This window comes from Oliverpabstia sp., from assembly GCF_022785585.1.
In the GTDB taxonomy this organism is placed as follows: domain Bacteria; phylum Bacillota; class Clostridia; order Lachnospirales; family Lachnospiraceae; genus Oliverpabstia; species Oliverpabstia intestinalis.
In genome coordinates, this window is sequence record NZ_JALFPR010000094.1 from 1 (window position 1) to 15,597 (window position 15,597).

The 15,597-nt window shown below is 45.4% G+C and carries 16 protein-coding genes; 1 reads left to right on the top strand and 15 read right to left on the bottom strand.

Annotated features, from left to right (window positions below; genetic code table 11):
* Positions 1–50: 50 nt before the first annotated feature.
* The 14 genes from rpsI to MSA64_RS06655 form a co-directional block, all read right to left on the bottom strand.
* Positions 51–443, bottom strand: coding sequence for a 30S ribosomal protein S9 (gene rpsI, locus MSA64_RS06590; RefSeq protein WP_154432190.1), 393 nt, complete (start codon positions 441–443; stop codon positions 51–53).
* Between the two features lie 16 nt (positions 444–459).
* Positions 460–888: a 50S ribosomal protein L13 gene (gene rplM / locus MSA64_RS06595; protein ID WP_022172252.1), complete on the bottom strand. Its 429-nt coding sequence runs from the start codon at positions 886–888 to the stop codon at positions 460–462.
* A 289-nt stretch (positions 889–1,177) separates the two neighbouring features.
* Positions 1,178–1,705, bottom strand: coding sequence for a M48 family metallopeptidase (locus MSA64_RS06600; protein ID WP_154432189.1), 528 nt, complete (start codon positions 1,703–1,705; stop codon positions 1,178–1,180).
* The gene (truA, locus tag MSA64_RS06605) at positions 1,647–2,462 is read right to left on the bottom strand and encodes a tRNA pseudouridine(38-40) synthase TruA (RefSeq protein ID WP_154432188.1); all 816 of its coding nucleotides are present in this window, start codon (positions 2,460–2,462) and stop codon (positions 1,647–1,649) included. Before truA ends, MSA64_RS06600 begins: the two co-directional genes overlap by 59 nt.
* A gap of 165 nt (positions 2,463–2,627) precedes the next feature.
* Positions 2,628–3,431, bottom strand: coding sequence for an energy-coupling factor transporter transmembrane component T family protein (locus MSA64_RS06610; RefSeq protein ID WP_022172255.1), 804 nt, complete (start codon positions 3,429–3,431; stop codon positions 2,628–2,630).
* Entirely contained in the window at positions 3,428–5,218 is a 1,791-nt protein-coding gene (locus MSA64_RS06615; RefSeq protein ID WP_277664054.1) for an energy-coupling factor transporter ATPase, read from the bottom strand. The genes MSA64_RS06610 and MSA64_RS06615 overlap by 4 nt, the downstream gene beginning before the upstream one ends.
* Positions 5,219–5,427: 209 nt before the next feature.
* Entirely contained in the window at positions 5,428–6,042 is a 615-nt protein-coding gene (gene yihA, locus MSA64_RS06620; protein WP_154432186.1) for a ribosome biogenesis GTP-binding protein YihA/YsxC, read from the bottom strand.
* Positions 6,043–6,054: 12 nt separating this feature from the next.
* Positions 6,055–8,367, bottom strand: a complete 2,313-nt coding sequence (gene lon / locus MSA64_RS06625) for an endopeptidase La (RefSeq protein WP_154432185.1) — start codon at positions 8,365–8,367, stop codon at positions 6,055–6,057.
* Between the two features lie 13 nt (positions 8,368–8,380).
* The gene (clpX, locus tag MSA64_RS06630; RefSeq protein ID WP_154432184.1) at positions 8,381–9,685 is read right to left on the bottom strand and encodes an ATP-dependent Clp protease ATP-binding subunit ClpX; all 1,305 of its coding nucleotides are present in this window, start codon (positions 9,683–9,685) and stop codon (positions 8,381–8,383) included.
* A gap of 78 nt (positions 9,686–9,763) precedes the next feature.
* Positions 9,764–10,345: an ATP-dependent Clp endopeptidase proteolytic subunit ClpP gene (clpP, locus tag MSA64_RS06635; protein ID WP_022172260.1), complete on the bottom strand. Its 582-nt coding sequence runs from the start codon at positions 10,343–10,345 to the stop codon at positions 9,764–9,766.
* Between the two features lie 47 nt (positions 10,346–10,392).
* Complete coding sequence (gene tig, locus MSA64_RS06640) at positions 10,393–11,694, bottom strand: trigger factor (protein WP_154432183.1); 1,302 nt, start codon at positions 11,692–11,694, stop codon at positions 10,393–10,395.
* A 242-nt stretch (positions 11,695–11,936) separates the two neighbouring features.
* Positions 11,937–12,488, bottom strand: a complete 552-nt coding sequence (locus MSA64_RS06645; RefSeq protein WP_154432182.1) for a DJ-1 family glyoxalase III — start codon at positions 12,486–12,488, stop codon at positions 11,937–11,939.
* Positions 12,489–12,558: 70 nt separating this feature from the next.
* Positions 12,559–13,353, bottom strand: coding sequence for a pyrroline-5-carboxylate reductase (proC, locus tag MSA64_RS06650; protein ID WP_287891068.1), 795 nt, complete (start codon positions 13,351–13,353; stop codon positions 12,559–12,561).
* Between the two features lie 118 nt (positions 13,354–13,471).
* A complete protein-coding gene (locus MSA64_RS06655) occupies positions 13,472–14,551 on the bottom strand; it encodes an NlpC/P60 family protein (protein WP_287891070.1) in 1,080 nt (359 codons plus the stop codon).
* A 190-nt stretch (positions 14,552–14,741) separates the two neighbouring features.
* Here MSA64_RS06655 and MSA64_RS06660 point away from each other — a divergent pair, with 190 nt between their 5' ends.
* On the top strand, positions 14,742–14,915 hold the full coding sequence (locus MSA64_RS06660; protein WP_106491917.1) for a chorismate--pyruvate lyase: 174 nt from the start codon (positions 14,742–14,744) through the stop codon (positions 14,913–14,915).
* 108 nt (positions 14,916–15,023) lie between these two features.
* On the opposite strand, the gene MSA64_RS06665 is transcribed toward MSA64_RS06660, so the two are convergent.
* The coding region (locus MSA64_RS06665; protein WP_287891072.1) for an ABC transporter substrate-binding protein at positions 15,024–15,597 on the bottom strand (574 nt) is incomplete at its 5' end.

The window sequence follows — 15,597 nt, forward strand, 5'->3', positions numbered from 1 at the left end:
GCTGTGTTTTCGGGGCTTCTGATAGCTTTTCGTTGATTTCGAAAGATCGATTAACGCTTGCTGAACTGAGGCGCTCTTCTCGCCGCTTTCAAGCCGTACTTCTTACGTTCTTTCATTCTCGGGTCACGAGTCAGGTATCCAGCTTTTTTCAGAACTGGTCTGTAATCAGCGTCTGCCTGCAGCAGGGCACGAGCGATACCGTGACGGATAGCTCCAGCCTGTCCGGTAAATCCACCACCGTGAACGTTTACCAGAACGTCAAATTTTTCTGTATTGTCTGTTGCTGTCAGTGGCTGACGAACAACAACTTTCAGAGTCTCCAGTCCGAAGTACTCGTCGATATCTCTTTTATTGATTGTGATCTTACCAGTTCCTGGTACCAGGTATACTCTGGCGATAGATTTTTTTCTTCTTCCTGTTCCGTAGAATTTTGTAGTAGCCAATGTTACTTACCTCCTATTAAAATGTTAAAACTTCCGGTTTCTGAGCTTCATGTCCGTGCTCTGCACCAGCGTATACATGAAGTTTTTTAATCATCTGTCTTCCCAGAGGTCCTTTTGGAAGCATACCTTTTACAGCAAGTTCGATGACTTTTTCCGGTTTCTTGTTCATCATTTCTCTCAGAGTGGTTTCTTTCATACCACCAACATAATCAGAGTGGCTGTAGTAGATCTTCTGATCTAATTTTTTACCGGTCACTTTGATCTTTTCAGCGTTGATTACGATTACATAATCACCTGTATCTACGTGAGGAGTGAAAACTGGTTTGTTTTTTCCTCTTAATACGCTTGCCACTTCGGAAGCTAAACGTCCTAATGTGCAGCCTTCAGCATCTACTACATACCATTTTCTTTCAATCTTATCTGGATTAGCCATAAAACTGTTCATGGATTTCCCTCCTGTAATTCAATCTTTAAACTATAATTATCTCTATAATGAAAAATATCTTTCCGGGGCTTTGGTAAGATACTTTCGCACTACGTCATACTTGATTATTATAGTATACTGTTCCGTGTGTGTCAATCATTTTTTCGTGATTTTTCCAGGTTTTTTCAGCTTTCTTTGACTTTCACTCACCAAAAACACCTTGCGGGTCATTACCGGTGAACTCTGACGGTTTCCTGACACTTTTCAGGATCTCCTGACCTCAACCGTACCCTCCGGCATTTCAGCACTCTCAGATCCGGCACTCTTTCAGTCTCCTGCGACGTTCCCGGTAATCCGGAAGTTCTGCCTCCACGATTTTCCAGAAATTCTTCGAATGGTTCATCTCCCTGCGGTGTGCCAGTTCGTGTACCACCACATAATCCAGCAGCTCCGGTGCAAGCAGTACCAGTTTCCAGTTAAAGTTCAGATTGCCCTTGCTGCTACAGCTCCCCCAGCGTGTTTTCTGTTCCCGGATAGTGATCCTGCCATAATCCACACCCATTCTCAAAGCAAAATATGCCGTTCGTTCCGGAAAAATCCGTTTCGCCCGCTCGATTCCTTCCCGACGCTGTTCTTCACTGATCATAATCTGATCTGTTTTTCTGTTTTCCACCTGCCGGATGTTCTTCAGAATCCAGTCTTTCTTCTCATCCAGAAATTTTTCCGCCTGCCTCTTCGTAATCCCATAGGGTGTCCGCAGAATCACCTGTCCGTTCCGGTCAATCTGAATCGCAATCGTCTTTCTGCGGGAGCGGATCCACTGATACGAGATGTCCATCTTTTTTCGCCTCCCATTCCGGATACCGGATTTCTACCAGCGTCAGCCCTTCCGGCCGCGCGGTCTCTCCGGCAAGCTCTCTGTTTTTTCCTTCCAGAATCTCTTTGACATGTTCCGGCGGATAATAACCTCCACCTACACGGATCAGGGTTCCTGCTATGATCCGCACCATATTATACAAAAATCCATTTCCCCTGATCCGTATCGTGATCACATTATCTTCCGACCGGTGAATGTTAAGTTCATAGATCGTACGAACCGTATTCTCCACCTCCGGTTTATAGGTGGAAAAACTTTTAAAATCATGTTCTCCGATAAGATATCCAGCTCCCTGCCGCATCTTTTGCACATCCAGCGGATAATAATAAAAATACGTGTACAGCCGTTTCGTCGGATCCGGGAACTGCCGGTTGTAGATCTTATACTCATATGTCTTTATGGTTTCCTGAAACCGCGGATGAAAATCTTCCGGCACCTGGCAGGAATCCTGGATACGGATATCCTGTGGCAACCGTGTATTCAGCGCATAGGAAAACTTCTCTGCAGGCATCCGTGCCTCTGTGTCAAAAACTGCGATATTGCCCAGCGCATGCACACCGGCATCGGTACGGCTGGCTCCGATCACCTCTGTCTCAGTTCCGAGAAATTCTGAGAGACACCGGTTCAGAACTTCCTGCACCGCCAGACCGTTCGGCTGTACCTGCCAGCCACAGTAGTTGGTTCCATCGTAGGCAACCGTCAATTTTACTCTTTTCATTTTTCTTCCTTTCAAAGTTTCCACGTTTTCACAAATATAATTATTTGCTGTAAAGTAAAAATGCTGTTCTCCGGCCCATCATGAACCGGAAAACAGCTTGCTTCACCAATCAATTCTATTCATAACTGTTCAGCATCTCGCAGAATACTGTCAACCGGTTACTTTTTAAATACCAACTACCCGAAATACGATACTGAGTGCCAGATAACCTGCCACTACCAGATATGCCAGATAATCTCTTTTTTCATATGCCAGCGGTTTCATCTGTGTTCTTCCGTCACCGCCGTGGTAACATCTCGCTTCCATCGCCATTGCAAGATCGTTGGCTCTGCGAAAAGCAGAGATGAATAATGGCACCAGCAGCGGAACCATATTTTTTACTTTCTGGATCAGATTACCGGTCTCAAAGTCGGCTCCACGTGCCATCTGTGCTTTCATGATCTTGTCTGTTTCTTCCATCAAAATCGGAATAAACCGAAGGGCGATAGACATCATCATGGCAATCTCATGAACCGGCACATGAATCTTGTTCAGCGGCCGAAGCAGTCGTTCCAGACCATCGGTCAACTGGTTCGGTGTGGTAGTCAGTGTCATGATCGATGCACCGATGATCAGAAATACCAGACGGATACCCATCTTGATGGCGAGCCGGATACCTTCTTTGGTAATTTTCAGAATCCAGAATGACCATAATACTTCGCCCGGCGTAAAGACCAGATTAAAAAACATCGTAATCAGCAACAGTACCATGATCGGCTTTAATCCCTTTATCATAAATCCGAAAGGAACTTTGGACAAAACAATCATCGCCACCAGAAACAGTGCTGCCACCCCATATCCCAGCCAGGAAGAAAATACAAATAAAGATACAATATAGACCAGCGTACTCACGAATTTTACTCTGGGATCCAGACGGTGAAGAATGGAATCTGCCGGATAATACTGTCCGATTGTGATATCTCGCATCATTTGTGATCTTCCTCCTTTTTCCAGAGTGCCCGCAGGATCGATGTGGTTGCCTCATCTACATTGATGGCACTGGTATCCACATCCAGTCCTTTTTCTTTCAATGCATGCATGATATAAGTAATCTGGGGTGCCGCAAGTCCGATGGCCTCCAGCTCTTTATAATGTGCAAATACTTTTTTCGGTGCATCATCAAAAGTTTTTACTCCGTGATTCATAACGATGATCCGCTCCACGTATTTCGCAATATCTTCCATGCTGTGGGATACCAGAATAATGGTAATTCCTCTTGTCTCATGGAGACTTGCAATCTGATCAAGGATCTCATCCCTCCCCATAGGATCCAGTCCTGCGGTCGGCTCATCCAGGATCAGTACCTTGGGATTCATCGCCAGAACACCGGCAATGGCTACTCTTCGCTTCTGTCCTCCGGACAGTTCAAACGGGGACTTCGCATAATAACTTTCGTCCAGTCCCACATGTTCCAGGGCTTCTTTTGCCCGTTTTTCACATTCCTCCGGTGGCAGATTCTGATTTTTCGGTCCGAAACAGACGTCGGTCAGTACATCGGTCTCAAACAACTGATGTTCCGGATACTGGAAGACCAGTCCTACCTGACTTCTCAGTCCACGAAGAGGAAATTTGTCTGCCCAGATATCCTGTCCCTCAAAATAAATATGTCCTTCTGTCGGACGGATCAGTCCATTAAAATGCTGAATCAGGGTGGATTTTCCACTTCCGGTATGTCCGATGATTCCAACAAACTGTCCCTGCGGTATTTCCAGATTGACATCTTTTAACGCATGCATCTCATAAGCACTGCCCGGATTATAAGTATATCCTACATGTTCCAGTTTTATAGATTCTTTCCCCTGTGGCAGTTCTTTCTTTTCTTTTTTCGGGGTATGCTCCGGCAGTTTCCAGCCTTTCGGTATGCGAATCTCCGGTCTGCTCAGTGCATCCACAAGTTCCGGGATTGTCAGAATACCATCCGGGATTGCAAGACCTGCCTCTTTCAGATCATACGCCAGCAGCGTAACCTGAGGAACATCCAGACGGTACTTTTTCAGCTGATCTACTCTGGAAAAAATCTCTTTCGGAACACCGTGCATCACAATGTGTCCGCGATCCATCACATACACATCGTCAGCAAATACAACTTCTTCCATATAATGAGTAATCAGAATAACCGTTACCCCTTCTTTTTTGTTCAGTTCCCGTACTGCTTTCAGTACTTCTTTTCGTCCGTTGGGATCCAGCATGGCAGTTGGCTCATCCAGAACGATACATTTCGGATGCATCGCCATAACGCCTGCAATAGCTACACGCTGTTTTTGTCCGCCGGACAGTTTGTTTGGTGAATGATGGCGGTAAGCGGTCATTCCCACCGCTTTCAGACTCTCATCCACCCGCTTCCAGATATCTTCTGTGGGAACACCCAGATTTTCCGGGCCAAATCCCACATCTTCTTCTACAACTGTGCCGATGATCTGATTATCCGGATTCTGAAAAACCATGCCGGCCTTCTGACGGATATTCCAGATATCTGCATCCGAAGCGGTATTCATGTGATCCACCCACAGCGTTCCCTCTGTAGGCACCAGCAAACCATTGATATGTTTTGCCAGCGTGGACTTTCCGCTTCCGTTATGTCCTAAAATAGCGATAAACTTTCCTTCCTCTATATCCAGATCCACGTGGTCAATGGCTCTGTTAACTTCCGGTTCTTCACCCTCTTCTTCGTATCGCAGATAGTCGAAGGCCAGTTTTGCTGCTTTTATGATTCCCATTGCCTCTCCATTTCTTTCTTACGAAATTGTTATTCTTTGTTTTTTCTGCAGCGACTGCCACAGAAAAATAGGCCTGATTGCGTGTTTTTTCGCATATCAAGCCTAATTGTATCTGATTTTCTTTTATATTACAAGTTTTTCCTGTTGGAATTCGCAAATTTGTTACTGCTCACTCCGTTCTCAGCAGCACGCTTCGCGATGTAAAGGATTTATGCCTCTGGAGTCTTCTCCTGCTCTGCCATTCCTGTCAGTTCGTCGATCAGTTCCCAGATTTCTTCCCGTCCCTGTTTGGTCTGGGCAGAAAACGGAATAATCTTTGTTCCCGGTACTACCTGCAGTCCCTGTCGAACCAGTTTTATCTGTTTTTGCACCTGGCTTCTCTTGATCTTATCCAGTTTTGTCGCAATAATAACCGGTTCATAACCATGATCCAGAATCCATTTATACATGATCTTATCATTGTTTCCCGGCTCATGGCGGATATCCACCAGCAGAAATACACAGCGGATCTCTTTTGATTTGTGAAGATAATCTTCAATCATCTTGCCCCACTTTGCTTTAATTTCTTCCGAAGCCTTTGCATAACCGTATCCCGGAAGATCCACCAGATAAATCGCTTCATTCACATTAAAGAAGTTGATCGTCTGTGTCTTTCCCGGTGCGGCGCTGGTACGTGCAAGGGATTTCCGGTTCATCAGTCCGTTGATCAGGGAAGATTTGCCCACATTGGATTTTCCTGCGAATGCCACTTCCGGTCTTCCGGTCTCCGGCATCTTACTGGTGATACCGCACACGATATCCAGAGATACATTTTTTATAATCATAGGTTTCTCCTTCTATACCAGTGCTTCTTTCAGCACCTGCTCCATCTTTTCTACAAACACAATGGTAAGATCATCTTTTATCTCTCCATCAATTTCTTCCACATCCGGCCGGTTCTGATCCGGCACTAAAATCTTTGTGATACCGGCGTATTTTGCAGCCAGCATTTTTTCCTTCAGCCCGCCGATCGGAAGTACCCGTCCCCGCAGGGTGATCTCACCTGTCATGGCAAGATTTGCACGCACAGCCCGTCCGGTGATGGCGGAGAGCATCGCCGTCGCCATAGTGATACCTGCAGACGGTCCGTCTTTCGGAACAGCTCCTTCCGGTATGTGAATATGCAGATCATGCTCTTTGAAAAATTCCGGCTTGATACCATATCGGTCTGCCACAGAGCGAATATAGCTGATACCTGCCTGTGCAGACTCTTTCATCACATCTCCAAGCTGTCCGGTCAGAAGAAAATCTCCTTTCCCCGGCATCAGATTGACTTCAATCTGTAAGGTATCTCCGCCAACACTTGTCCATGCCAGCCCACGCACGATACCAACCTCATCTTTTTCATTGACTTTCTGGTAGGTATAACGGGATCTGCCCAGAAAATCTTCCAGATTGTCTTTTGTTATTACCACCTGTTTTTCTTTTTCCTGCAGGATCTTTCTTGCAGATTTTCTGCAGATCTCACCGAATTTTCTCTCCAGATTACGCACACCGGCTTCTTTGGTGTATCCTTCAATAATGTCTTTTAATACCTCATCCCCGATTACCAGCTGGCTTTCTTTCAGACCATTGGCCTTGATCTGTTTTGGAATCAGATGTTCTCTCGCAATGTGTTCTTTTTCATTTTCCGTATAACTGGAAATCTCGATGACTTCCATACGATCCATCAGAGGACGAGGAATGGATTGAGGATCATTTGCTGTCGCAATAAACAGTACCTCCGAAAGATCCAGTGGAAGATCTACATAATGATCGGCAAATTTACTGTTCTGCTCAGAGTCAAGAACCTCTAACAGAGCAGATGCCGTATCTCCCTTGTAATCACTGCTTACCTTATCAATCTCATCCAGAAGCATCAGCGGATTTTTTACACCTGCCTGAATCAGCCCGTTGGCGATCCGCCCCGGCATGGCTCCCACATACGTCCTTCTGTGTCCGCGTATCTCTGCTTCATCCCTGACACCGCCAAGACTGATTCGGACATATTTTTTATTCAATGATCGTGCTACTGAGCGCGCGATCGATGTCTTTCCGGTTCCGGGCGGTCCGACCAGACAGAGGATCGGGCTACTTCCCTTCTTTGTCAGTGTCCGCACAGCAAGGAACTCCAGAACTCTTTCTTTTACTTTTTCCAGACCGTAATGATCAGCCTCCAGAATCTGACTGGCTTTATCCAGATTCCTGTTATCTCTGGATGCTTTCTCCCAGGGCAGCTTTAACAGTGTCTCAATATAACCTCTCGACACGCTGCTCTCTGAATTGTTATAGCCAAGACTCTTAAACCGGCGGATTTCTTTGATCAGACGTTCTTTGATCTCTTTCGGTGCCTGCAGTTTTTCTGCTTCCTGCATAAAGTGATCTCCGTCAGATACGGTGTCATCTTCTCCCAGCTCTTCCCGGATCAGTTTCAGCTGTTCCCGGAGGATATAGTCTCTCTGATTCTTATCAATCCGCTGTTTTACTTTTTCCTGAATCTCCGTGCGAAGACGCATCACTTCGATCTCATTTGACAGAATCACACCCAGATTCTCATACCGTTCACTGAACGATGTCGATTCCAGAATCTGCTGTCTCTGTTTGAACGTCAGCGGGATATTCACAGCAATATGATCTACCAGATCCGTGATATCATCGATTTCCAGTGTCTGTCTCACCTGCTCCTGATTCATTTTCTGATTTTCTTTGCAGTATACGCTGAACAGTTCTCTCATACTGAGAAGCATCGCTTCTTTTACCGTATCCGGAAGATTCTCTTCTTCCTGCTCCATCACATCTACTTCGGCTTCCAGATAAGACGTACCGTCTTCCAGCTGCATCAGTTCTGCCCGTTCCATACCTTCTACAAGCACACGAAGCATATCTTTCGGCACTTTTGCTACCTGTTTGATCATGGCAACGGTACCGATCTTATACAGATCATCTTCTGAAGGCTCTTCCACTTTCGGATCTTTCTGGGTGATCAGAAAGATTCTCTGATCTTTGGTCATAGCCTCTTCGATTGCCCGGATGGATTTTTTCCGACTCACATCAAAATGAACGATCATATCGGGTAAAATCGTGATTCCACGCAGGGCAACTGCCGGCATTACCTGTGTTTCATTTGTCATCTGTTACCTCCCGTCAGGCGGTTTCCGGTCTTCCTGCTCTCTTGGTTCCCCGTCTTTTGGAGGAATGTGCCGGCTTTTTTTCCGGATTCTCTTCGATAGTCACAACTGGTTTTCCTTTGCCGGTTACCGCCTCTTTGGTGATTACGCATTTTTTCATGTTTTCATTGGACGGGGCTTCATACATCACATCCATCATAGTCTTTTCGATCACGGAACGCAGACCTCTTGCTCCGGTCTTTCTCTCCATAGCTGTTTTTGCCACTTCCCGAAGTGCATCCGGCTCAAATTCCAGATCCACACCGTCCATATCCATCAATGCTTTGTATTGTTTTACCAGAGAATTCTTCGGCTCCTGAAGGATTCGTACCAGTGCATCCTCATCCAGTGCATCCAGAGATACCACAACCGGTACACGTCCGATGAATTCCGGAATCAGCCCGAACTTGATAAAATCCTGAGGCATCACTTCTTTCAGGATCTCGCCCACGTTTTTTTCATGTTTCATACCGAGAGACCCATTAAATCCAATAGTCTTGGTATCCATACGACTTTCGATGATCTTTTCCAGACCTTCGAACGCACCACCACAGATAAACAAAATATTGGTAGTATCGATCTGGATAAATTCCTGCTGAGGATGTTTTCTTCCACCCTGTGGCGGAACAGATGCAACCGTGCCTTCCACGATTTTCAGAAGTGCCTGCTGCACACCTTCACCGGATACATCCCTGGTAATGGAAGTATTTTCGGATTTTCTTGTAATTTTATCAATCTCATCGATGTAGATGATTCCCTGCTGTGCCCGCTCAATATCATAGTCAGCGGCCTGGATAATCTTCAGCAGAATGTTTTCCACGTCTTCTCCTACATAACCGGCTTCTGTCAACGTAGTGGCATCTGCGATCGCAAAGGGAACATTCAGCATTCTTGCCAGATTCTGCGCCAGGAAAGTTTTACCGGAACCGGTAGGACCAAGCATCAGAATATTACTTTTCTGCAATTCCACATCATTTTTTCTGCCTGAGAGGATTCTCTTGTAATGGTTGTATACAGAGACTGCCAGTACCTTTTTTGCCTCGTCCTGACCGACTACATATTCATCCAAAACTTCTTTCATCTCTATCGGCGTCATCAGATTAATATCACTTCCGGACATCCGATCTCTGGCAACTTCTTCTTCAATGATCTCTGAGCAGATTTCCACACACTCATCACAGATATAAGATCCGTCCGGACCTGCGATCAGTTTGCGTACCTGATCTTCTGTCTTTCCGCAAAAAGAGCAGCGAATTTTATAATCCCCGTTTTTTATTGCCATAGGTTTCCTATTTCCTTTCTGATACTTATAAGAGGGCGCCACCTGTACAGGCAGCCCCCTCTTATCTTTACTTTATTTTCATCTCTTTGTGATCACATCATCGATCAGACCATATGCTTTTGCTTCTTCTGCAGTCATATAGTTATCACGTTCGGTATCCAATGCGATCTTTTCCAGCGGCTGACCTGTGTTGGCTGCCAGAATCGTATTCAATCTGTGTCTTGTCTTCAGAATCTGATCTGCTACGATCTGAATCTCTGTAGCCTGTCCTCTGGCTCCACCTGAGGGCTGATGGATCATAATCTCGGCGTTTGGCAGGGCCAGACGTTTTCCCTTTGTTCCACCGGACAGCAGGAATGCTCCCATGCTTGCAGCAAGTCCCATACAGATAGTAGATACATCACACTTGATATACTGCATCGTATCATAAATCATCATACCGGCAGTTACAGATCCACCCGGGCTGTTAATATACAGCTGGATATCTTTTCCAGGATCTTCGGATTCCAGAAATAACATCTGTGCGGCGATCAGATTGGCACTCACATCCGTTACCTCTTCACCGAGGAAAATAATACGGTCTTTCAACAGACGGGAGTAGATGTCATAGCTTCTCTCTCCACGGCTTGTCTGTTCAACAACGTAAGGTACTAAACTCATATTCAGGCCTTCCTTCTATTCGTAGAATGAATGCGGGTTTTTACTTCTTACTCTTCTGTTTTTTCTACTTCTTTTGCAGCATCTGCCAGAATAGTAACTGCTTCCTGAACAGCCATATCTTTCTTCATCTGTTCTTTCTCAGCGTCGCCCAGCATCTCTTTCAGTTTGTCAGCTTCCATTTTGTACATTTCAGCCATTTTGTTGATCTCTTCATCGATCTTCTCGTCAGCAATCTCGATAGCTTCTGCTTCTGCGATCTTTTCCAGAACCAGTCTTGTCTGAATTCTCTTCAGAGCCTGTGGTTTCATCTGCTCCTGCAGAGAAGCCAGAGTAGTTCCTGTAAACTGCATATACTGATCCATAGTCAGTCCCTGAGACTGCATTCTTCTTGCGAAGTCATCAATCATCTGATTAACCTGAGTATCCAGCATAGCATCCGGAATCTCCATAGTAGCATTAGCTACTGCTGCATCTACTGCTGCATCTTCTTTTGCACGTTTAGCTGCATCTGCTTTTTTCTCTTCCAGGTTTTTCTTGATGTCTGCTTTGTACTCTTCCAGAGTATCGAACTCAGAAACATCTTTTGCAAACTCATCATCCAGTTCCGGCAGTTCTTTCACTTCGATTTTCTTAACAGTGCATTTGAATACTGCAGGTTTTCCAGCCAGTTCAGCTGCCTGATAGTCTTCCGGGAAAGTAACATTTACTTCTTTTTCTTCACCAATGTTTGCGCCTACCAGCTGCTCTTCAAATCCAGGAATGAAAGATCCGGATCCGATGGTCAGCGGATAATCTGTTCCTTTGCCGCCTTCAAAAGCTTCGCCATCGACAAAACCTTCAAAATCCAGTGTTACTTTATCACCGTCTGCAACGGCTCTGTCATCCACATCCAGTACTCTGGAATTTTCTTCCTGTTCTTTTCTCAGTTCGCCTGCGATCTCATCTTCTGTTACTTCCAGATCTGCCTTCGGAACTTCCAGTCCTTTGTACTCGCCCAAAGTTACTTCAGGTTTCAGCGCAACTTCTGCTGTGAAGATGAAAGGTTTTCCGCTTTCCAGCTGTACAACGTCAATAGATGGCTGAGATACGATGATTTCTTCGCATTCGTCCAGTGCTTTGGAGTATGCTTCCGGAATCAGAGCATTGGCTGCATCTTCATAAAACACACCGGTACCATACATTTTTTCAATCATCTTACGAGGAGCTTTTCCTTTACGGAATCCCGGGATGTTAATTCTGTTTTTCTGTTTCTGGTATGCACCCTGAATTGCTTTTTCCAGTTCTTCAGCGGAAACTTCAATTGTCAGTTTCGCCATGTTCTTTTCCAGTTTTTCTACTGCTACGCTCATGTTCTATAGTTCCTCCTTCAATTTCTTATGGAAATCATTTTCTAATTGTATTATTGCTAATTGCAGGCTCTTTTTCAGTTCCCTGCACCTTTGCATAGATTTTTCCATACTCATACATCTGAGTAGTATATCATAAGCCCTTTAAAAACGCCAGCTTTTTTTGCGGTTTTAAGGGCTTTTTCCTGATTTTTAAGACTCTTTGCACAATTTCTCTCGGAAACGTGCATGCTTCCATCACGTCATTACCGTCTGTAAATAATAGATGCCTTGATTTCCTCTGCTTTTTTTTCATCCTGCAGCCGTGCGATCAGTGCCGCTGCAAAGTCTATTGCCGTTCCCATACCGCGGCTTGTGATCACATGATCGGTAACCGCTACTGTTCCTTCTCCGATGGTTGCTCCGGTCAGTCTCTCTTCAAATCCCGGGTAACATACCGCTTCTTTTCCATTTAGGATACCCAGATCCCCGAAAACGCTTGGTGCCGCACAGATTGCTGCCAGTTGTTTTCCTTTTGTATCCCAGTCACACAGCATATCCGTCAGCGGTTTGTATGCACCAAGATGTCTGGTTCCAGGCATTCCTCCCGGCAGAACCAGCATTTTACCCTCTGTAAAATCTGTTTCTTCAAAGAGGGCATCTGCTTCCACTTTGATCTTATGAGAACCTTCGATCATTTTTCTTCCCATGATAGATACTGTCTCCACCTCTTCTCCGGCCCGCCGCAACAGATCCACTACAGTCAGTCCTTCAATCTCTTCAAATCCATCTGCCAGAAATACATATACTTTACTCATCGCTTTCCTCCCTGCATATCCTTCAATCGTCTGTCATGTTCTTCTTAAATACGCTTTATATTTCTATATTTTATACTTCCCGTCCCTTTTTTACACAGGCTTTCATTGCTTCGAAAACCGCACTTCGCAGTCCTTTTTCTTCCAGCACCCGGACAGCTTCGATTGTTGTTCCCTTCGGAGAGCAGACCATATCTTTCAGTTCCCCCGGGTGTTTGCCGGTCTCAAGAACCATTTTTGCGCTTCCGAGTACCGCCTGTGCCGCAAAGCGGTACGCCTGTGCTCTCGGCATGCCGTCTGCCACGGCTGCATCTGCCATCGCTTCAATAAACATAAATACATACGCCGGTGAACTTCCGCTTACACCGACCACCACATCGATCATATCCTCTTCCACGATCTCCGTTTTTCCAAATCCGGCAAAGATCCGGCAGACCGTATCCACATCTTCGCTACTGCATTTTGCATTGCCGCAGACACAGCTCATGCCCTCACCTACCAGTGCCGGTGTATTCGGCATGGTGCGGACAATCTTTAACGGTTTTTCAAACAATCCCTCTATCCATGTCAGTTTCTTTCCCGGTGCAATAGAAACAACAATGGTATCATCGGCTACAACATCCCGGATCTCTTTGATCACATCTTCATAATAAAATGGTTTTACTGCCAGAATCAGAACTTCTGCAAATGCTGCCACTTCCCGGTTATCTGCAGTCACTGCAATCCCCAGTTCTTCTTTTTTCTTTTCACGGCTGACCTCTGTTTTTGCGGAAGCAAGGATATCCGCCGGTGCTACCACCTGATTTTTTATGATTCCGCCGATCATCGCGGAAGCCATATTTCCACATCCGATAAATCCAATTTTCATCTTTTTCTCCTTCTGCTGTAATATATATATATTATTATTTTGCTTATATCAAATATATTTTTGAAAATTTTAGAAACTTCTCATCCGTTTTTTCCAAGTATTCTGAATGTTCGTTCTCTCAGGTTTTATAACGATCCATTCGGACGAATTTTGCATTCACAAGATCGTTTTCATTTAACGGGCGTTTCCAGGTTCGGCAGTTGCATTTTGTTCCCTTCACATGCTGATCACAGCTCAATCCCAGAGAACATACCGTCGGTCCTCCGCACTCGGAGGCAACCACCATATCATTTCCAATATACAATAAAATATGCTGATATCGTTCCCCGTTATAACAGGTACAGATCGCATCTCCCGGCTGCAGTTCTTCCCGGCTGACCTCCTGCCCGTACCGGGCAAAATTGTCAGCGTTCAGATCGGCACCAAAATCATATCCGTTCTGTGTATACGCATACATCAGAAGCCCGGAGCAGTCCACACCTCCGTCCTGGGGTCCATTGCCTCCCCAGATGTACTGGGCATCCAGCAGTGTCAAAGCTGTCTTACATACCTCGCTGTCCGTCACCGTCACCGTGCAGGTTGCTTCCTTCGTTCCCATACTTGCTGTGATGGTTGCAGTGCCTTCTCCCACGGCCGTTATTTTTCCTCTGGAAACTTCCGCCACACTGGGATCGGAACTCGTCCACTGCATGTATTTCCACCGGGTGGTATCCTGCGGCTGCCACTGTGTCAGAAGATTTGCCGTCTCACCCCGGAGCAGGGTAATTGATTCCTCATTCAGTGTCAGACTCTCTAATGGCAGGTCTTTTTCTTTTTTTATCGAAGTATCCTTTTTACCCTCACTGTCTACCCAATATCTGCCGACCCAGGTGTCCGTCAGCATCCTGCCATCGGTTCCCACATAATACTCATCGATCCATCGTCCGGTCTGCAACACACCGTCTTCGTCAAAATCATACCAGTTATCATCAATCTTTCGCCATCCGGTAACGCAGTAACCATTCTCGTCAAAATAATACCATTTATTATCGATCTCTTTCCACTGCCACGCCGGCCAGATTCCATCCTCCTCCTGATACCACCAGTTGTTTTCTTCCTGCTGCCAGGTGCCTGCCAGAACAGTGTCAGGTACCTGTATATTTATCACTGCAAGGCACAGCAGTACTCCGGCAAGATATTTGTATCTTCTTTTTTTCAACTCTCTACGCCCCTTTTTTATAGTTACTGTTCACTCCGTGCTCAGTAACACGCTGCGCGATGCACTGAATCTATGCTGAACGGTAACTTTTTATACTCTGTTATCGCCAATTATAACACCGGATGGATGCATTTTCGAGAAAAATTTGTTATAATGAAAAAAATATCATGAGAAATGAGGTGATGGTCTGATGCTGACCTGTGATTATAAAGTACTTTCCATCGATGGTGACTATGCCCACCTGGAACGTCAGGACGCTCCGGAGAATGAACCGAAACTGGTGGCCCGTGCACTGCTTCCTGCAGAGATTTATGAGGGATGTATTCTTCATTATGAGATGATGCAGTATGAGATGAAAAACTGACGCAAAAAGATCATATCCACCTATCGTTTTATTATGAGGATATGATCTTTTTTACAGTTTTTTGATATTATGTCACCTGTTTATCCGGTACATCTGTTTTCAATTCCACTATTTTTTCATTGCTTCTTTCGCATATATCGTAGTCACCAGTTTCTCATAATCTGCCCGCTTTTCCAGTTCTCCGGCACTCTCCAGAATATCCTGTAACAGTTCAAAGGATTCTTTCTCGAACACCAGATTTTCTTTCCAGGTATCCTGACTCTGATAACGTTCCACGATCCTTGTTATCGTATCCAGATCATTTTCCTTAAACTGTGGCTGAATCACCTTCGCGATCTCCTCCGCCGTGTGGGAATTCACATAGTCCACTCCTTTTTGCAGACCGTCGGTAAACGCCTGGATGATCTCCGGATGTTTTTCGACGTAGCTGTTCTTTGCGCTGTAAGAAGTATAGGGCACATAACCGGAATCGACACCAAGCGAAGCAACCACAAAGCCATCCCCGTTCTTTTCAAGTGTCGTGGCCGCCGGTTCAAATTCCACTGTAAACTCCCCTTTTCCACCGGAGAAAGCTGCAGCAGTAGAACCAAAATCAATGCTCTGGTCAATTGAAAGATCCTTTGCCGGATCCAGACCGTTCTCTTTCAGGATATACTCAAAAACCATCTCCGGCATACCGCCT